At 64.2% G+C, this 18,284-nt stretch carries 15 protein-coding genes; 8 read left to right on the forward strand and 7 right to left on the reverse strand.

Translation table 11 applies throughout. The features are described 5' to 3' along the window. Positions 1-89 precede the first annotated feature (89 nt). The 5 genes from M3484_RS12700 (at position 90) to M3484_RS12720 (ending at position 4,731) form a co-directional block, all read left to right on the forward strand. Entirely contained in the window at positions 90-1,280 is a 1,191-nt protein-coding gene (locus M3484_RS12700) for an ABC transporter substrate-binding protein (RefSeq protein ID WP_249497154.1), read from the forward strand. Positions 1,281-1,352: 72 nt separating this feature from the next. Further along, complete coding sequence (locus tag M3484_RS12705; RefSeq protein WP_092904556.1) at positions 1,353-2,111, forward strand: ABC transporter ATP-binding protein; 759 nt, start codon at positions 1,353-1,355, stop codon at positions 2,109-2,111. After that, complete coding sequence (locus M3484_RS12710; protein WP_092904554.1) at positions 2,104-2,823, forward strand: ABC transporter ATP-binding protein; 720 nt, start codon at positions 2,104-2,106, stop codon at positions 2,821-2,823. Before M3484_RS12705 ends, M3484_RS12710 begins: the two co-directional genes overlap by 8 nt. Positions 2,824-2,832: 9 nt before the next feature. After that, complete coding sequence (locus tag M3484_RS12715) at positions 2,833-3,717, forward strand: branched-chain amino acid ABC transporter permease (protein WP_092904552.1); 885 nt, start codon at positions 2,833-2,835, stop codon at positions 3,715-3,717. Positions 3,718-3,765: 48 nt separating this feature from the next. Further along, entirely contained in the window at positions 3,766-4,731 is a 966-nt protein-coding gene (locus tag M3484_RS12720; RefSeq protein WP_249497155.1) for a branched-chain amino acid ABC transporter permease, read from the forward strand. 186 nt (positions 4,732-4,917) lie between these two features. On the opposite strand, the gene M3484_RS12725 is transcribed toward M3484_RS12720, so the two are convergent. The 6 genes from M3484_RS12725 to M3484_RS12750 all read right to left on the reverse strand — a co-directional run bounded on the left by M3484_RS12725 (position 4,918) and on the right by M3484_RS12750 (position 12,809). Continuing rightward, on the reverse strand, positions 4,918-7,569 hold the full coding sequence (locus tag M3484_RS12725; protein ID WP_249497156.1) for an AAA family ATPase: 2,652 nt from the start codon (positions 7,567-7,569) through the stop codon (positions 4,918-4,920). Beyond that, on the reverse strand, positions 7,566-8,690 hold the full coding sequence (locus tag M3484_RS12730) for a metallophosphoesterase family protein (RefSeq protein ID WP_249497157.1): 1,125 nt from the start codon (positions 8,688-8,690) through the stop codon (positions 7,566-7,568). The genes M3484_RS12725 and M3484_RS12730 overlap by 4 nt, the downstream gene beginning before the upstream one ends. A gap of 249 nt (positions 8,691-8,939) precedes the next feature. Further along, on the reverse strand, positions 8,940-9,914 hold the full coding sequence (locus M3484_RS12735; RefSeq protein ID WP_249497282.1) for a FecCD family ABC transporter permease: 975 nt from the start codon (positions 9,912-9,914) through the stop codon (positions 8,940-8,942). A 62-nt stretch (positions 9,915-9,976) separates the two neighbouring features. Continuing rightward, complete coding sequence (locus M3484_RS12740; protein WP_249497158.1) at positions 9,977-10,990, reverse strand: FecCD family ABC transporter permease; 1,014 nt, start codon at positions 10,988-10,990, stop codon at positions 9,977-9,979. Beyond that, positions 10,987-11,925: a Fe2+-enterobactin ABC transporter substrate-binding protein gene (gene fepB / locus M3484_RS12745; protein WP_249497159.1), complete on the reverse strand. Its 939-nt coding sequence runs from the start codon at positions 11,923-11,925 to the stop codon at positions 10,987-10,989. The genes M3484_RS12740 and fepB overlap by 4 nt, the downstream gene beginning before the upstream one ends. Positions 11,926-11,945: 20 nt before the next feature. Then, on the reverse strand, positions 11,946-12,809 hold the full coding sequence (locus tag M3484_RS12750; protein WP_249497160.1) for a siderophore-interacting protein: 864 nt from the start codon (positions 12,807-12,809) through the stop codon (positions 11,946-11,948). Between the two features lie 208 nt (positions 12,810-13,017). Between M3484_RS12750 and M3484_RS12755 the strand changes: the two genes are divergently transcribed. Continuing rightward, positions 13,018-13,812 (forward strand): ABC transporter ATP-binding protein, encoded by a 795-nt coding sequence (locus tag M3484_RS12755; protein WP_249497161.1) that lies wholly within the window; start codon positions 13,018-13,020, stop codon positions 13,810-13,812. Here M3484_RS12755 and M3484_RS12760 read toward each other — a convergent pair. Continuing rightward, on the reverse strand, positions 13,803-14,606 hold the full coding sequence (locus tag M3484_RS12760) for an IclR family transcriptional regulator (RefSeq protein WP_502942463.1): 804 nt from the start codon (positions 14,604-14,606) through the stop codon (positions 13,803-13,805). The genes M3484_RS12755 and M3484_RS12760 overlap by 10 nt on opposite strands. 196 nt (positions 14,607-14,802) lie before the next feature. On the opposite strand from M3484_RS12760, the gene M3484_RS12765 reads away from it, so the two are divergent. Further along, on the forward strand, positions 14,803-16,887 hold the full coding sequence (locus M3484_RS12765; protein ID WP_249497162.1) for a TonB-dependent receptor: 2,085 nt from the start codon (positions 14,803-14,805) through the stop codon (positions 16,885-16,887). 70 nt (positions 16,888-16,957) lie between these two features. After that, a complete protein-coding gene (locus M3484_RS12770; RefSeq protein WP_249497163.1) occupies positions 16,958-18,265 on the forward strand; it encodes an NtaA/DmoA family FMN-dependent monooxygenase in 1,308 nt (435 codons plus the stop codon). Positions 18,266-18,284 lie beyond the last annotated feature (19 nt).

Consider the following 18,284-nt stretch of genomic DNA (forward strand, 5'->3'; position numbering starts at 1 on the left):
TTCCGCAGAGCGGAACGCTTTGCCGCATTGTGGTGATGCTGGCGGGGCAAAGAGCGGCCATATTGTCCGCAATGAGAGGGAGGAAGCTCATGAGGATTTTCGTTTCTGCGCTGGCATTGCTGGCCGCAGGTGCCACTGCTGCATCGGCTGAAATTTCAAATAACTCTGTCAAAATCGGCGTGTTGACCGATCAGAGCGGGGTGTTCTCTTCCCTGGCGGGAACCGGCTCTGTGGTCGCAGCTGAGATGGCGATTGCGGATTTCGGCGACCGGCTCGGGAAGATCGAGCTGGTCAGTGCAGATCACCAGAACAAGGCTGACATCGGTACCCAGATTGCACGGCGCTGGTATGATGTCGAAGGCGTCGATCTGATCGTTGACGTGCCGAATTCTTCGGTGGTGCTGGCGGTTCAGGAACTGGCGCGCGAAAAGGACAAGCTGCTGATCGTCTCGGGTGCGGGCACTGCCAGCCTGACCAATGAGAACTGCTCGCCCAACGGCATTCACTGGACCTGGGACACCTATGCGGTGGCGGTTTCGACGGGCAAGGCCATGGTTGCCCAGGGGGGTGACAAATGGTTCTTCCTGACCGCCGACTATGCGTTCGGCCATACCATGCAGGCCGATGTGACCGCGGTGGTTGAAGGCGCGGGTGCCTCGGTTGTCGGCACCGCGATCGCACCGCTGAACACGGCCGATTTCTCGACCTATCTGCTGCAGGCCCCTTCGGCCGGGGCCAATGTCATCGCCCTCGCCAATGGCGGCACCGATACGATCAACTCGCTGAAGCAGGCGCAGGAGTTCGGTCTGACCATGCAGGCCAAGCTGGCCGGTCTTGCGATCTTCCTGACCGACGTGCATTCGATGGGTCTCGATTCCGCTCAGGGTCTCTATCTGACCACCGGCTTCTACTGGGATCGCACCGATGAAAGCCGCGCCTGGTCGCAGCGGTTCTTTGAAAAGCACGGGGCGATGCCGACCATGTCGCAGGCCGGGGTCTATTCGGCCGTGACCCATTATCTGAATGCCATCGCTGAAACCGGCACCGATGCCGCCGGTCCGGTGATCGCGCAGATGAAGGCAACGCCGGTCAATGATTTCTTCACCGAGAATGGCGTGATCCGCGAGGACGGCCGCATGGTGCATGATATGTATCTCGCCCAGGTCAAAACCCCGGCGGAATCCACCGGCGCCTGGGATTACTACAATATTCTCGCAACCGTCCCCGGTGACGAAGCCTTCCGCCCGCTCGCAGACAGCGCCTGCCCGCTGGTGAAATAAAGCCCCGGAGCAGCGGCCCCCTGCGGATGGCCGCTGCCTTTCCCCGCTTCAGCGCAGCCCGAAAGATGTCAAATGTCCGATGATATTGTCCTGAAAGCGACGGGTCTGACCAAGGATTTCAAAGGGTTCCGTGCCGTGGATGCGGTGAACCTGAATGTTCAGCGCGGTTCCGTCCATGCCCTGATCGGCCCGAATGGCGCCGGAAAATCCACCTGTTTCAATCTCTTGACCAAGTTCCTGACTCCAAGTGCCGGCACCATCACCTATGATGGCCGAGATATCACCCGCCTGAAGCCGGAGGTGATCGCGCGGATGGGTCTTGTGCGCTCGTTTCAGATTTCGGCGGTGTTCGGCTCGATGACGGCGCTTGAAAATGTGCGCATTGCCCTGCAGCGACGCCGCCATGGTGACAGCTGGGATTTCTGGCGCAGCCAGAAGGTGCTGGCGCGCCTCGAAGATGAGGCAATGGACCTGCTGGATCAGGTCGGCATGACAGGATTCGCCCGGGAACAGGCCAGCGATCTTTCCTACGGGCGCAAACGTGCGCTGGAAATTGCCACCACGCTGGCGCTGGATCCCAAAGTCCTGCTGCTCGACGAGCCGATGGCCGGCATGACGCAGGAGGATGTCGCGCGCATCACCGCGCTGATTGCGCGGGTTGCTGTCGGCCGCACCGTGCTGATGGTCGAGCATAATCTCTCGGTGGTCGCCACGCTTTGCGACCGCATTACCGTCCTCGCACGCGGCGCCATCCTGGCAGAGGGCAGCTATGACGAGGTTTCCAAAGACCCGCAGGTCATCAATGCCTATATCGGGGTGCCCAATGGCTGACAGGCTTTCTCAGAACCCGCATTTTCAGGTCACCGATCTTGAGGCCTGGTATGGTGAAAGCCATGTGCTGCACAGGGTCAGTTTCGACATCCGCGAAGGCGAGGTGGTGACGCTGCTGGGCCGCAATGGCGCCGGCAAAAGCACCACGCTCAAATCCATCATGGGCATGATCAAACGCCGGCAGGGTTCTGTCCGGCTGCGGGAAAAAGAGCTGGGCCGCGCCTCCAGCCGGGCCATCGCCCGGGCCGGGATCGCCTTTTGCCCGGAAGATCGCGGCATCTATTCCAGCCTGACCGTGGAAGAGAACCTGATGCTGCCGCCGGTGGTGGCCAGCGGTGGCATGAGCGTGGCCGAGATCCACACGCTTTTCCCGAACCTCGCCGAACGCCGCCGGAGCCAGGGCACCCGGCTTTCAGGCGGCGAACAGCAGATGCTGGCGATCGGCCGGATCCTGCGCACCGGCGCCCGGCTTTTGCTGCTTGATGAGCCGACCGAGGGCCTGGCTCCGGTGATTGTGCAGCAGATCGGCGCCACCATCCGCCAGCTGAAAGAGCGCGGCTATACCGTGCTGCTGGTCGAACAGAATTTCCACTTCGCGGCGTCGGTGGCCGACCGCCATTACGTGATGGATCACGGTCAGGTGGTCGACATGATCCCTGGCACGGAAATCGCCGACAACATGGCGAAGCTCAGCACATATCTGGGGGTCTGAGGCGCAAATATGCTTATATTCGGAATACCACTGCAGCTGCTGTCGACCCAGATCCTGCTGGGTCTGATCAATGGTGCATTTTACGCGATCCTCAGCCTTGGGCTTGCGATCATCTTTGGCCTGCTGAACATCGTAAATTTCGCCCATGGCGCCTTTTACATGATGGGGGCCTTTGGCGCATTGCTGATGCTGGATCACTTTGCGATGAATTACTGGCTGGCGCTGCTTGTGGTGCCGCTGACCATCGGTCTGCTGGGCTGTGTTATCGAACGGCTGATCCTGCGCCGGATTTATGATCTCGACCATCTCTATGGCATGATCCTGACCTTCGGCATGGGGCTGGTGATTGTCGGGCTGTTTCGCAATCAATATGGCGCGACCGGCCTGCCCTATTCGATGCCCGCGGCTTTGCAGGGCGGGTATAATCTCGGCTTCATGTTTCTGCCGGCCTCGCGCGCCTTTGTGATCCTCGCCTCAGTGGCGGTCTGTCTGGTGACCTGGCTGGTGATCGAGAAGACGAGGCTTGGTTCCTGGCTGCGGGCGGCAACCGAAAAACCGGCGCTGACCGAGGCTTTCGGCATCAACGTGCCTTTGCTGATCACCCTGACTTACGGCTTTGGTGTCGCCCTTGCAGGCTTTGCCGGTGTCCTCGCCGCGCCGATCTATTCGGTCAATCCGATGATGGGGTCTGACCTGATCATCGTGGTGTTTGCGGTGGTGGTGATCGGCGGCATGGGGTCGATCTCGGGCGCGATCCTGACCGGCTTTATGCTGGGGCTGATAGAAGGGGTGACCAAGGTCTTCTGGCCACAGGCCTCGACGACGGTGATCTTCGTGATCATGGCAATCGTCCTTCTGATCCGCCCTGCCGGGCTGTTCGGCAAGCAGGCCTGAGATGGGCCGTCAGAAACCAAGGCCCTTCAGACCGCAGGAGCATTGCACATGACCACGCAACCCGAGATCACCGCTGCCGGCCTGCCTGGCATGAGCGCAAGCCATCGCAACCTTTTCTTGCTTTTGCTGGTGATCGTCGCTGTGGCGCCCTTCCTGGCCTATCCTTTGCTGGTGATCAAAGTCCTCTGCTTCGGGCTGTTTGCCCTGTCGCTCAATCTGATGCTGGGCAATCTGGGGCTGCTTTCTTTTGGTCATGCCGCCTATTTCGGCCTGTCATCCTATGCTGCGGCCCATGCCGCGAAAGTCTGGGGTTTCACTCCCGAATTCGCACTTGGCTTTGCGGTGCTGGTGGCGGTTGCGACCGGGGCGGTGTTTGGCGCGCTTTGCGTGCGCCGCCAGGGCATCTATTTCGCCATGGTGACACTCGCCTTCGCCCAGATGATCTATTTCTTCTCGCTCCAGGCTCCGTTTACCGGCGGCGAGGATGGCATTCAGAATGTGCCGCGCGGGGCGTTGTTCGGCCTCTTCTCGCTGCAAAGCGATATGGCGCTTTATGCCCTTGTCGCTGTCGTGTTCTTCGTCGCGGTGCTGGCCCTCTACCGCATCACCTGGTCGCCTTTTGGTCAGGTCCTGCGGGCGATCCGCGACAATGAACCGCGTGCGATCTCTCTGGGCTACCGGGTCGACCGCTACAAATGGGCAGTTTTCGTGCTGGCCGCGGGTTTCGCCGGGCTGGCGGGTGGGCTGAAGGCGATTTCCTTTCAGCTGGCGAGCCTCACCGACGTCTATTGGGGCATGTCGGGCGAGGTGGTGCTTATGGTGATGATCGGTGGCATGGCGACATTCTTCGGACCGCTGGTCGGCGCGCTGCTGGTGATCTGGATGCAAAATGAGCTGGCCGCTTTCGGAGCCTGGGTCACCATCATGCAGGGGTTGGTTTTCATGGCCTGCATCCTCGTCTTCCGCAAAGGCCTGCTCGGAACCATTGCCGACAGGCTGGGCCTTAAGGTCTGAAGATCATCAGGGTTGTCCGGCGCCGCCTCACAGGCGCCGGATGGCCGGGTCCCCCGTGTTTCTCAGCACCACCACAGGCCTGGTCCCGGGCCGTTTGCTCCAGGTTGCGCAGGGCCTCCGAAACCGCCTGGCCGCCCGGATATGCCAGAGGCAGCAGCGCAGAGGTCCTTGCGCAAAACCGCGCCCTTAAACCGAGCTGATCTGCGCGTGCAGCCGCTCTCCCCCCAGGGGGGCAAAGGCGCGTTGGCGGCAGGTCAGGACGATGATCTGCTGATCCTGCGCCACCCGGTGCAGGGCGGTGAACATCGCTTCGATCCGGTCATCATCACTATGGACCAGGGCATCATCGAGGATCACCGGCACCGATCTGCCCGACTGGGCAAAGAGCCGCGCAAAGGCCAGCCGCGTCAGCACCGCCAGCTGTTCCCTGGTTCCACCGGACAGGATCTCGATCTCTTCATCCTGACCGTCGCGCATCAGTGCCACCGGCAGGAGGCTGGTATCGTCTATCCTGAGCGATGCGCCCGGATGCAGGATCGACAGAAGCGGGTCAAGTTCGCGCAGGACCGGGCCAAGATAGGCTTCGCGCGCCTCGCGTCTGGCCGCTTCGAGCGCCGTCCGCAACCGGGCAAGCGCCTTCACTTCGCGTTCATAACGGGCCGCGCGGGCAAGGGCGGTCGCTTCGCGGCCCCGCAGATCGCCAAGCGCCTCCTCGATCCCCTCATCGGCCAGCGCCCCGATTGAGCCGCTCACCCCGGCAAGGTCGCTTTCCAGCCGTGCCCGGTCGCGCCGCCGTCCCTCGATCACCGAGGCAAGGCGGGTGACAGCCGCCCGGGCGGTCTCCAGATCGGGGGCGTTGGTGGTCAGCCGGGCCAGGGTCCCGGCGGCCTGGGTTTCGGCCCCGGCCAGCCCGGTCTGGACCTGGGCGAGGTGCAAAAGCCGCGCAGCAAGGTCCACCGGATCACCGGCCTCGGCTCGGACCGCGTCCAGCACCTGCCTGGCGGCCAGCTCCGCCGCACGCGATGCGGCGCGCGCCTCGCGCAGGCGGGCATGACGGGCTTCGGCCTCGCGCCTGTGCACCTGCGCGCGCTCTTCGGTCTCTCTGGCACTGCGGAGCTGGCTTTGCAGACCGGCAATGTCTTCCGCCGATGCCGCATCCGGCGCCGCGCCCGGCAGATCACCCGCCTCGCTGCGCGCCACCGCCAGCGCGGTACGCAGGGCGTCAGTCCCCTCGGGCGCCAGCTCTGCAAGCAGCGCCCTCGCCTGGGATATGGCCGCATCGAGCCGCCCGGTCTCGGCAAAGGCGTGACGCGCGGCCGCCAGATCCGCCGCGCCGCAGGCCATCAGCGCTGTGGCCAGCCGGTCCTGCGCCTGTTGCAGCTTTGCGCCGATATCGCCTGCCGCAACGAGGCCCGGGTCGATCACCATCCGGCCGATGCCGGGCAGATCCAGCGCGGTGCTTCCCCTGAGCTTCAGCCCTTCCGTGCCAATGGGCTGACCTGCGGCCGTGACCCGCGCCGCGCCCGAATAGGTGAGGGTCACCGCAACAAGACGCGCTTCGTCCTGAAGCGCCAGGCGGTCGCGCTCGCCCTGGGCTTTTTCCGCCAGATCCAGCAGGTCGCGCGTGACCTTCAAAGGGCTGCGGGCCGCGAGATGGTCATCAAGCGCCGTGCGCTGACGGTCGGCGCGTTCCAGCCTTGCGGCAAGACCTGCCATGCGATCGCGTGCGGCCAGCGCCAGCCCGGCCCGTTGCGCTAGATCCAGCCGCGCGGCAAGGGCCTGCACCGCCCCCGCGGCGGCGGCCTGTTCGCGGGCCGCTGTCGTATCAAGGGCTGCGGCCTCGCTGGTCAGGGCCTCGGTTCTCGCCAGCTCTTCCGAGGTCTTCGCCTGCGCGGCTATGGCCTGGCCAAGCCGGAGCTTCAGATCTTCAAGCCGCCGGATCGTTTCCGCGCCCTGCCCTGCGGTCAGCTGCGCCAGTCGCAGGTCGCTTTCGGCCTTGCGGGCCTGTTCGGCATGGGTTTCGGCCGCGCGCAATGCCTGGCCTGCCTGATCAAAGGCGGCCTGGTCGCGCGCCGCCTGATCCGGGTCGGCCAGCCGGATCAGATCGCGGGTGATCGCCGCGCGGTTTGCCAGTTCAGAGGAAAGCCGGGCCACCTTGATCTCAAGCCCCGCGCGGTCCTGTGCGAGCTCCTCGGCCTCGTCAGTGGCACGCGCCCATTCCCCGCCCGATCTCGGCCGCAGCGTATTGGTCGCAAGCTTCGCAAGCGCCTCATTCACCCGCGCAAGGACCTGATCCATACGCCGCCCGCCGGTCATCATTTCGATCTCGCCCGCGACCGAGGACAAAAGATCGCGCCGCGCTGTCAGCGCCTTTTCGCGGTCCGATTTATCGGCGGCACCGGCGCCTTCCGGTTCCATCCCAAGAAGACCCTGGCGCACCCATAAAAGCCCCGAAGGCCCGGCCAGCCCCTGACCTGTCAGCCGGTCAATCCAGGCCTCGGCCTCGTCCTCCTGCGCGATCAGCCTGCCCGTTGCATCCAGCACCCGCGCCGTCGGGCGCGAGAGCCAGCGTTTTTCCAGCCGGAACCGGCCCTCGGGAAGGTCAAGCTCTACCGCGACCTCGGGGGCACCGCCCGAATGGGGCTGCAATGCTTTCACCGGCGCGCGCGATGACCGATGCGCCTGGAAGAACAGGGCATGCAGCCCGTCGAAAAAGGTCGATTTGCCGAACTCATTGGGCTGCGACAGCACCGAGACCCCGTCGCCTATGCCCTCGATCCGGGCACGTTTTGCGCCGAAGCGGCGCAGATTGGTCAACTCAAGCGCGCGGATCTTCATGCCTCGACCTCCTGCACCAGCGCATAGAGCCGGGACAGTGCCATTTCGGCCAGCTGGCGGTCGATCCGGGCCAGCGCCGGGTCGCGGGCCTCATCAAGCAAACCTTCTGCGGCCCGGCGCAGCGCACCGCCCCGGTCGATCAGGTCGAGATCATCCGGCTGCACATCTGTGCCAAGGCGGGAAAGATCGGCCTCGAACCAGCCGAAATCCGGGGCGATCGCGGCCAGCGCGGCCTCAAGACCGGCGCGTTCGGCCAGGGTCAGACGGCCGCTGGCCTCGATCCGAATGAGACTGTCCCGGCGTTGGTTTTCGCCGGGCAGAAGCCCGGCAAGATGGCCCGCAATATCCTCGCCCGGCAGCAGATCAAGCTCTGGCCGCAGCCAGTGAAACTGACCGGTTGGGGTGACTTCCACCCGTGCCGGCGCGCCGCCGGCGTCAAGGCCGACCGCAAGCGCGCCCGGGGCTGTGGCATGTTTGAACCCATCCGCCTCGGGTGTACCGCAATACCAGGTCGCGGGGCCGATCTGCATCCGCCCATGCCAGTCGCCAAGGCCCAGGTAATCAAGACCCGACAGCCGCGCCCGATCCGGCGGGATGATCCCCGGGCTGCCCTCGCCATCGGTGAAATCCATGATCGCGCCATGGCCAAGGCCGATGCGGATCGCGCCCTCCGGGGTTGGCGCCGACATCGCTTCGGTCAGATCGCGCCCCGGGCGGCGTTGTGTCGGGGGCGCCGGCAAAAGCCAGATACCGGGCGCAAGTTCCAGCGCGCCGGGCCGGTCAAGAACCGTCAGATTGGCCGGCGCATCGGCAAGGATCCGGCGCCAGAGCTCGGTCGCCGCGAGGCTGTCATGGTTGCCGGGCATCAGGAACCAGCGCAGATCGCCCTCAACCGCCATGGCCCGAAGCGCGTGGCGCAAAGTCTCGGGCGAAGGGGTCTCGGCGTCGAATGTATCACCTGCCAGCAGCACATCGCGCGCGCCATTGTCGCGGGCCGCATGGGCGAGACGGGAAATGACGGTATGGCGCGCCTCGCGCAGGCGGCCGCGAATGTCTTCGGGAAAGCCGCCAAAAGGCCGGCCCAGATGCAGATCAGAGGTGTGAAGAAAGGTATAGGTCATGCGGGGTTCCAGGCGGGGGATCAGGGCGGCCCGGCCGCTGATCGCAGTTTGATGCGATACGGACGAGGCGCGCAAGGCGCGGCTTGCCGCAATACTGGCCCCGTCCGATCTGATCCGGTTATCAATGCGGCTGAAATGGACATATCCTTGTGCCACGACAACCGGGATCTGCTCTGCGCGACCGCTTTTGGGTCTTATGATGCCGGAGCCCTTACGGAGACCTTTGGCCTGTCATCACGGCAACAGCACCTAGAGGCGGCGCGAGACAAGGATCAGATAAAGCCCGCCCAGCAGCCCTGTGGTCAGCCCGATCGGCATAGCAAGGCCGAAAGGCGCATTCTGGCTGACGAGATCCGCGCTCAGCAGCAGGAGAGCCCCGGCAATTGCTCCCGAAACCACCGGTACATCGGGCGAACGGGTCAGCCAGCGCGCCAGTTGCGGCCCGGCCAGCGCGACAAAAGCAATCGGGCCGGTACAGGCCGTCGCAACGGATGCCAGCCCGACCGAGGCCAGCACCAGAACCAGCCGTGTGCGACCCGGGTCAAGCCCGAGCTGGCGCGCGAGATCATCACCCATCGACATCACCAGAAGCCGCCGTGCATTCCACAAAACCAGCGGCGCGAAGACGACCAGCCCGGCACAGGCGGTTGCGACATGGGTCCAGTCACGCGCGGCCAGGGATCCGGCCAGCCAGATCTGGGCTGACATCGCACGTTCCAGATCGCCCATCACCATCAACAGCGTGTTCAGCCCCGACATCAGCGCGCCCATGCCGATACCGACAAGGATCAGCCGGTAGCCGCCGCCCCCTTCCCGCCCGCCTTTCCGGCCGCGCGCCAGCCAGAGGACGACCAGCGCCGTCATCACCCCCGAGGCCACTGCCGCCAGCGCGGTCTGCACCGGCCCGGCATTGAACAGGATGATCTGCGCGATTGCGCCGCTTGCCGCGCCTGTGGTGAAACCGATCACATCCGGCGATCCGAGCGCATTGCGTGAGATCGACTGAAACACCGCGCCGGACATGCCAAGCGCCGCCCCGACCATCGCGGCGGTCAGCAGCCGCGGCAGCCGGATGCGCAGGACAAGGCGGTTGATCACATCGGTTTCGGCCTGGCCGGTCAGACCCGCCAGCGCCCCGGCAGGCGTAAGCCGCATTGTGCCGCTGGCCAGCAGGAAAAGGCCAAGGAGCAGGCCAAATGCGATCAGCAGCCCGCAGACCAGCATGGCGCGGGGGCGCCATAACAGGCTGAGCCCGCCGATCCGCAAGACGCGCTGGCCTCTGACCCTCACAGCCGCACCAGCCGGAAACGCCGCGCGACATGAATGAAGAACGGCCCGCCAAGGATCGCCGCGACGATGCCCGCTGCCAGCTCGGCCGGAGGGGCCACGATACGGCCAAGGATATCGGCCGCGGTCAGGATGCCTGCGCCGATAATCGCGGAAAGCGGCAGGAGGCTGCGATTGTCCGGCCCGCTCAGCGCCCGCGCCAGATGCGGCGCGACCAGCCCGACAAAGGCAATCGGCCCGGCGCTTGCAGTTGCCGCCCCGGCCAGGATCATCACCGAAAGGCAGGACAGCGCCCAGACCGGCCCCGGCCGCAACCCGAGCGCGCGACCGATCTCGACCCCCATCGACAGGGCATTCAGATCGCGCGCCAGCACCAGCGCCAGCCCGCCGCCCAGCACCAGGGCCGCCCACATCACCAGAGCGACCGCCATGCCGCGCCCCTCCAGCGTGCCCGAACCCCAGTTGCGGAATATATCCAGCACATCCAGCCCGGAATTCAGAATCACAAAGCCGGTCGCCGCCCCCAGAAGCACCGAAAGCCCGGCGCCCGCCAGCACAAGACGCACCGGATCGGTGCCCGACCCATGCGCGCGGCCCAGAATAAAGACCGCAACCCCCGCCAGCCCGGCACCTACAAAGCCGAACCAGACATATTGCGTGATCTGGGTCAGGCCAAAAGCCGATGCCCCCAGGACAACCGCCATCGCCGCACCGGAATTCACACCCAGAAGCCCCGGCTCGGCCAGGGGGTTGCGCGTCACCGCCTGCATCACCGCCCCGGCAAGGCCAAGCGCGGCACCGGCGCCAAGCGCCAGCGCGGTGCGGGGCAGCCGCAATTCGCGCAGCACAAGATGCAGGTCATTGCCGGGATCAAATGCGGTCAGCGCGCGCCAGAGCTCCGACAGCGGCACCGCGCGCGAACCGATGGCGAGACTGGCAAGCGACAGCAAAAAAAGCACCGGCAACCCAGCCAGCCAGATCCCTGCGCCCCTTCTGCCGCCATTGCCCGTCATCTGGCGAAGTAACGCCCGATGGTCTCCAGAATATCGCGGCCGGAATAGTAATCGACGCGGAACGAGGTCGGCCCCAGCGGCCAGACCTGGCCGGATTTCACCGCCGGCAGATTGGCCAGAACCGGATCGGCCATAAACGCCTCCACGCTTTCTTCGGTGCCGTTCAGGAGAAAGACCCCCTCGCCGGTGATCGCCGCGCCAAGATTCTCATGCGAGATGAAATCGAAATCCGAAGCCCGGGTAACATTGCCCGCCATCGCCTCCGGCAGACCCGTCACCGTGAAGCCAAGGACCGAGAGCAGCTTTGCCTGGGCGCTGGTCGGTTTTGACACCGCGTAAGTGCCGCTGAAATTATACGATACCAGCGACACATCCCCCGGCGGGATCTCAAGCCGTGCCGCCAGATCGGCGGCGCGCGCGTCGAAATCCCGGATCACCGCCTCGGCGCCCGCCTCATGCCCGGTGGCACGGCCAAGCTGGCGGGCAAGGTCTTCCCAGGACCCGGAGGAATAATCCAGTACAACCACCGTCATGCCCTGTGCGCGCAACGCCGGGACATAGGGCAGGATCGCATCCCCGCCGGTCGAAGAGGCCACAACCAGATCCGGGTCGGCCAGGATCAGCGATTCTATGTCAAAGGTCAGATTGCCGTAAAGCTGCGCGACGCCGCGTTCATCCGCCGTCTTCGCCCATTGCAGGAAGAAGCCCTTTTCGTCGGTCAGAGGCCCGATCATCGCCATCGATGTCGATTTCACCGGCGCGTCGATTGCCAGCAGGATCCCGGTCAGGCTGGGCGCGGTCGAGGCGATATTGACCGGCTTTGCCGCGATCACGACCTCGCCAAGCGCATCGGTCACCCTGCGCGGCCAGCCTTCTTCGGCCCTGGCAGTAAGCGGGGTGATCAGGGCAAAAACGGTCAGGGAAAGGCGCAACATACGGATACCTTTTGTCATTCTCAGACCGGCAGATCGATATCGCCAAGTGTTTCCAGGGTGAGGCCCCGGGCGCGCAGCGCCTCATATTCGGCAAGTCGCGCGCGGTCGAGATCCGAGCTGCTCATCCCCTTTTTCCAGTAGCCAAGCACCTGGAGATCGGCGCGCGCCACGCCGGCCTTGCGCAGATGATTGCGCAGATCGCGCATCTCGACGCGCTCGCCTGCGGCCCAGACCGTCCAGTTATGCGGATCGGGCAGGGCCTTCGCCGCCTGAAGCAAACTCTGCGCTGTTCCCGCGGCGACGCCCGCCGGGCGCAGGATAAGATGCAGATCGACCCCGTCAGGGCGCGGCAATTCGTCAAAGGCACCACGGTCCGGGGTCTCGATCCAGGCGGAGCCTTTCAGCCCGGCAGGCCAGGCCTTCAGGATCGCATAGACCGCCGGGATCGCGGTTTCATCGGCAAAGATCGCCGCCCGCCTGTCGCCCGAGGGCAGCGGGATGAAATGCTGGCGCGGCCCGATCACTGGCAGCACCGTGCCAGGACGCGCGGCTTTCAGCCAGCGCATCGCCGGGCTGTCATCCTCATGGATCACGAAATCAATCTCGACTTCGCTGCGCAGAGGATCGAAGGCGCGGATCGTGTAAACGCGCACCACCGGGCGCTGCCCTTCGGGTTCCCCGACCGCAATGCGCACGGCCTGGTTTGGCGGCATCCAGGGCGCGGGATCTGCCGGTGCGATCCGGCCGGTGACCCGCGCGACCGAAGCGAAAGGCCTGCTGATCGAGATGACTTCCATCCCGATCCGCTCCATTCCGCGCATGTGATCCTCTTCCTCAAGAATCCCGCTGCGGTCTTCGACGGATTCTGTACTGATCCTGGCCATATGCTCATCCTTGCGCGCGCAGCTCCGGAGCCGGGCGCGAATTTGCCTCTGTGCTGCCGGGGATACTGTAGGGGAATGGCTGGCCCCGGCCGGAAACGACATCGGAAGGGGGTAGCTGTCTCCCATATTGCAGAGCGCATCCCGCAATGCAATACGAAGAGCCGCCAAAAAACCCGCCGGGCCTGCGGTCGGGCGAAAGGAGAATATGATGCAGCACCGCCTGAGCGCCGAGAATGTGACGCTGCGCTATGAGACGCGGATGATCTCGCGGGATCTGTCGCTGGAGGTGCCGGACCGATCTTTCACGGTGATCGTCGGCCCTAATGCCTGTGGTAAATCCACTCTTCTGCGGGCTTTGTCGCGGCTTTTGACCCCGGAAAGCGGGCGGGTGCTGCTGGACGGAAAGGCGATCCATACCCTGCCCTCGCGTGAGGTGGCGCGTCGGCTTGGCCTTTTGCCACAATCGCCGGTCGCGCCCGAGGGGATCAGCGTGGCGGATCTGGTCGCGCGGGGACGCTTTCCGCATCAGAGCTTTCTGCGGCAATGGTCGCCAGGGGATGCGGCAGCGGTCGAGGTGGCGCTGCGCGATACCGGCACAGCCGATCTGGCCGACCGGCCGCTGGCGGAACTGTCAGGCGGGCAGCGGCAAAGGGTCTGGATCGCGATGGCGCTCGCCCAGGAGACCCCGATCCTTTTGCTGGATGAGCCGACGACCTTCCTTGATATCGTGCATCAGGTTGATTTGCTTGAAATGCTGGCACGTCTGAACCGCGCCGGGCGCACGGTAGTGGCGGTTCTGCATGAGCTGAACCTTGCCTTCCGCTATGCGACCCATCTGATCGCGATGCGCGAGGGGCAGGTCATCGCGACCGGCGCGCCTGATGCCATCGTCACCGAAGATCTGATCCGGCAGGTGTTTGATCTGCCGGCGCTGGTGATGCCCGATCCACTGACCGCGCGTCCGATGGTGATCCCCTGCCCGCGCGCGGCGGATCAGGGCTGATCCAGCGCGGTTTGACCACCTGTAGCGCGGTTTATCAGCCTCGCCACATCCTGTAGTGCAAGCCGGTCGCCCGGCGCATTCAGCTTCCCCAGATCGGTGACTGAGGTCACCACACAGACCAGTTCGCCCTGGGCATCGAGGATCGGAGCGGCCTGGCCGGTGATACCTGACAGAAGATGGCTTGTCAGTTCGACCCAGCCGGTGCGGCGGATCTGGTCAAGCTGCGGACGCTGTACCGGGTCGCCGGCGAAAGCGGCGGGCTGGATCCGGCGCGCGGCCTCGGTCACCGCGCGCGGCAGAAAGGCCTGAAACACCTGGCCACAGGCTGAATTGTCGATGGGCAGCACATCCCCCAGCTGCACCGGCGAAATCGCGAAAAGCGCGCTGCGATACCAGCGGACAAGGGTCGGGCCCCGTTCGGTCCAGATCGCGACCCCGCCGCTGATCGCGTGATTAGTGGCCAGCTGCTTCATCTGCATCCCGGCCATTTCAACAGCATCAACCCGGCGCAGCGCTGCAATGCCGATCGACAGAGCCGCCGCGCCCAGATCGTAATGGCTTGAGACCGGATCCTGCACCGCGAGCCCCTCTTTCACGAGGCTTTGCATATAGCGATGCGCGGTCGACCGGCCGGTGCGCGACAGCCGCGCGAGCTCTCCCAGAGGCAGAGCACGTTCGGCGGCGGCGAGGATGTTCAGGAACCGCATCGCGACCGAAATCGACTGAATGGTGGTCACCCGCCTTGTATCGACAGCGCCGGCATCCTCGTCGGGGAAAATCTCGAATTCCATCATCCCTGGGATTCCTTTGCCTCGGGCAGCGACCATGAAAGGCTCTGCGAGATCTTAATGCAGCATGGGCGCCGGGGTAAAGGCCCGCACATGGCAGCCGAATTGACATGCATAACACGTTATGCAATTCGGAACTCATCATATGCCGCCAGCCCATCGCCCGCCTCCGCATGTGCCTCACCAGAAACCGGGGAACATCATGCCGAACTTTCATCATGGCCGGCTGGCGCGTGGGGCCAGCCTGCTGACCATAATTGCAGCCCTCGCGGCCCATGCCGCCTATGCCCAGGACACGCCCGTCGATCTGGGCACGATCTATCTGACCGGCGAAAAACAGCAGCGCGATCTGAAGGATACCGCGAGTTCGGTGACCCTTGTGACCGCAGAAGAGCTTGAGCAGGACAAGCCGGGCAAGGATGAGGTCCGCACTGTGCTGCAGGGCACGCCGAACGTCATCTATACCGACAATGTCTCAACCCCCGTGATCCGGGGCCAGAACTCTGAAGGCCCGCATACAGGCGCGACGGCGTTCTTTGCCGGGACCATGCCGCGCGCGACGGTCAATGTGGATGGTCATTATCTCAGCTGGGCCGAGCTGTATTTCGGCGGCACTGCCACCTGGGATGTCGGCAGCGTCGAGGTCTTCCGCGGGCCGCAAACCACCAGCCAGGGCGCCAATGCCATTGGCGGCGCGATCCTCGTGAATACCAAAGACCCGACCTGGGAGCCCGAGGGCAGCTACCGGCTGGAATTCGGCAATTACAACCAGCGCCGCGCCTCATTTGCCTGGAGCGGGCCGATCAATGACCAGCTCGCGGCACGGATCGCGCTGGATTACGCGGCGCGCGACACCTTTATCGATTATGTCAGCCCGCGCTTTATCCAGAACGAAATCGGCCAGGATTTCAGCAATTTCACCGGTCGGGCCAAGCTGCTGTGGCAGCCCGCCGATATTGACGGGCTGACGGTCAAACTGACCTATTCGCGCTCGGATGTGACCCGGCCAAGCGCCGAGGGTGCGGCGGAAGACCCCGAATACAGCGATCTGCGTTCGATCACGATCTGGATGCCGGGCTGGGATACGGTGACCGATACCGCTGTGCTGGATGTCGATTACGATCTGGGCAACGGTCTTGTACTGACCAATAAATTCGAGACCTCGAAATCCGATGTTGAACGCCGCGTCGGCACGCCCACCGCCGGAGACGCCAATATGTGGCGCAAGAATTTCTCGAATGAATCGAAGCTGGCCTTTGGCACGCCCGAAGATGTTTTCTCTGGGGTGGCCGGTCTTTACGTCGCCTATAGCGATCAGGATGAATGGCTGAACCAGGGCGGTATTTCGACCTTCAACGACAAGAAGAACCAGCTAGGCGTCTATGCCGAACTCAGCTGGCGTATTGATGACCAATGGACGCTTTCGGGCGGGCTTCGCTATCAGCGTGACCATCTGCGTCGCACCGGCGATGTCTCGCCGCTCTTTGCCAACAGCGATATCGATTATGATCAGACGTTTGAGGAGGTGCTGCCGAAGCTTACCCTGTCCTATGCGGCGACGCCGGACTGGACCGTCGGCGCGATGATCTCGAAGGGCTATAATCCCGGCGGCATTTCGCTTGATTTCGTCGGCACCCGCGACTGGACGAAATACAAGGAAGAGACCGTCTGGAACTATGAACTCTTCAGCCGGGCAAGCCTGATTGACGAGACGCTCTTCCTGACCGGAAACCTCTTTTATATGGATTACACCAACGCCCAGCACAGTGTGACCCAGATGACCTCGTCCGGGATCAACCAGACCCAGACGCTGAATGCTGAAAAAGCCCATTCCTACGGGCTTGAGATCGGTGCGGATTACAAGCCCGTCGACAGCCTGACGCTGCGCGCAAGTGCCGGTTTCCTCAGGACGAAGATCGACGAGATGTCTTCGGCAAAGGCCTGGGAGGGCAATGAATTTGCCCGCTCGCCCGGCAAGACCTTCACCCTTGGCGCAAGCTGGGATGCGAGTGACAAGCTGAAACTTGGTGGCCAGGTGCGCTTTATTGACGGCTATTATTCCAATACCGCCAATACTCCGGCCTATGAGGTGGACAATTACACCCTCGTGGATATCCATGCGAGCTATCAGCTGCGCGACAATCTTGAAGTCTATGGCTATGTGAACAACCTCTTCGACGAACGCAGCCCGACCCTGCTCGAGGCCGCGCGCGGCACAGTGGCCTTCACGCAGGGCTCGATGACCTCGCCGCGAATGTTTGGCATCGGCATTCGCGGCACGTTCTGAGCCATCGCGACAGAAACTGCGGCCGGCCCGTCTCTGGGCCGGTCGTTTCATGAACTGACGAGGCAGGGCGATGAAGCTCCGACCGAAACTCTGCATTGGGATCTCGCTGGCGCCGACCTGGCTGTCTGGCGAAGGCTGGCGGCTGGATGGCAGCGGCATCGAGGGGCTCTATTCCAGCGATTTTGCACTGGAAACCGCACAGCGCGCCGAGGCCGCCCATCTCGATTTCGCCTTCCGCCCCGATGCGAGCTTTCTGCCTTTGGCGATCATGGATCAGTCCTTTGGCTTTTCCAGCCTGGACGCGACTTTGCTGATGACTTCGGTCGCGCGCGAGACGCAGCGGATCGGCCTCGTGACTACGATCTCGACCACATTCGGCCATCCCTATCAGGCCGCGCGGCAGCTGATGTCGCTGCACTGGCTCAGCAAGGGCCGCGCCGGCTGGAATGTCGTGACCGCCTTGCAGGGCAATGAGAATTTCGGCGTGGCAGAGATGCCTTCTTCGGATGCGCGCTATCTGCGCGCGCGCGAATTTACCGATGTCGTGCGCAAACTGTGGTCCAGCTTTCCATCCGGGGCGTTGCTGGTTGACCGCGAGACCGGGCGCTATGCCGATACCGATCTGATCCTGCCGATCAACCATCGCGGCCAGGGATTCGAGGTTAAGGGGCCGCTGAACCTGCCGGCATTTCCCGGACCGGGGATCCCGCTGATGCAGGCGGGCGGGTCGGCCACCGGCATCGATTTCGCGGGCGAGGTGGCGGATATGGTCTTTGGCATGACCCCCGATCTGGCAACGGCGCAGCAGATGCGCAGCCAGCTTTCCGCCCGCGCCGTGGCGCATCGCCGCGCGCCGCGTGATATCCGGCTTCTGCCCGGGCTCAGCCTCTATCTGGCCCCGACCCGCGAAGAGGCGCGCGCGCTGTTTCAGGACAACCACCGCCGCGTCGGACGCGCGCAGCGTCTCCAGCGCATCCAGGAAGCTATCGGGCTGGATCTGAGCAGTTGGCCCGAAGATCGCCGCCTCACCCCGGCCGATCTGCCGAAAACGCATCACTCCATGCGGTCTGCCAGCCATCGCGCCCTCTTGCAGCGGATCGTGTCTGACACGCAGCCGACGGTGGCCGAACTGCTGGCGCGGCCCGAGATCCTGTCATCGGTGCATTGGCAGATCGTCGGCACCCCCGAAGACGCGGCCCGGGAAATCGCTGTCTGGCATGACGCCGGCGCGATTGACGGCTTTATCGCTGTGCCCGGCGGCTCGCCCGAAAGCCTGCGCCTGACACTGGAGGACCTCGTGCCACGGCTGGTCAGCGACGGGCGCTTCCGCCGGGACTATGCCGGCGACACATTCTTTTCGCATCTGACGGAAGACTGACCCGGGCGCCGGTCCGGGC

The organism is Pseudomonas sp. GX19020 (genome assembly GCF_023371075.1).
Lineage (GTDB): Bacteria > Pseudomonadota > Alphaproteobacteria > Rhodobacterales > Rhodobacteraceae > Pseudogemmobacter.

Excerpts from the sequence above, each read along its gene's own strand:
- fepB (WP_249497159.1), bottom strand. The coding sequence starts at position 11,925 with ATGTTGCGCCTTTCCCTGACCGTTTTTGCCCTGATCACCCCGCTTACT.
- M3484_RS12740 (WP_249497158.1), bottom strand. The coding sequence starts at position 10,990 with ATGACGGGCAATGGCGGCAGAAGGGGCGCAGGGATCTGGCTGGCTGGG.
- M3484_RS12720 (WP_249497155.1), top strand. The coding sequence starts at position 3,766 with ATGACCACGCAACCCGAGATCACCGCTGCCGGCCTGCCTGGCATGAGC.
- M3484_RS12760 (WP_502942463.1), bottom strand. The coding sequence starts at position 14,606 with ATGATGGAATTCGAGATTTTCCCCGACGAGGATGCCGGCGCTGTCGAT.
- M3484_RS12715 (WP_092904552.1), top strand. The coding sequence starts at position 2,833 with ATGCTTATATTCGGAATACCACTGCAGCTGCTGTCGACCCAGATCCTG.
- M3484_RS12755 (WP_249497161.1), top strand. The coding sequence starts at position 13,018 with ATGCAGCACCGCCTGAGCGCCGAGAATGTGACGCTGCGCTATGAGACG.
- M3484_RS12730 (WP_249497157.1), bottom strand. The coding sequence starts at position 8,690 with ATGACCTATACCTTTCTTCACACCTCTGATCTGCATCTGGGCCGGCCT.
- M3484_RS12725 (WP_249497156.1), bottom strand. The coding sequence starts at position 7,569 with ATGAAGATCCGCGCGCTTGAGTTGACCAATCTGCGCCGCTTCGGCGCA.
- M3484_RS12765 (WP_249497162.1), top strand. The coding sequence starts at position 14,803 with ATGCCGAACTTTCATCATGGCCGGCTGGCGCGTGGGGCCAGCCTGCTG.
- M3484_RS12710 (WP_092904554.1), top strand. The coding sequence starts at position 2,104 with ATGGCTGACAGGCTTTCTCAGAACCCGCATTTTCAGGTCACCGATCTT.
- M3484_RS12700 (WP_249497154.1), top strand. The coding sequence starts at position 90 with ATGAGGATTTTCGTTTCTGCGCTGGCATTGCTGGCCGCAGGTGCCACT.
- M3484_RS12735 (WP_249497282.1), bottom strand. The coding sequence starts at position 9,914 with ATGCTGGTCTGCGGGCTGCTGATCGCATTTGGCCTGCTCCTTGGCCTT.
- M3484_RS12750 (WP_249497160.1), bottom strand. The coding sequence starts at position 12,809 with ATGGCCAGGATCAGTACAGAATCCGTCGAAGACCGCAGCGGGATTCTT.
- M3484_RS12770 (WP_249497163.1), top strand. The coding sequence starts at position 16,958 with ATGAAGCTCCGACCGAAACTCTGCATTGGGATCTCGCTGGCGCCGACC.
- M3484_RS12705 (WP_092904556.1), top strand. The coding sequence starts at position 1,353 with ATGTCCGATGATATTGTCCTGAAAGCGACGGGTCTGACCAAGGATTTC.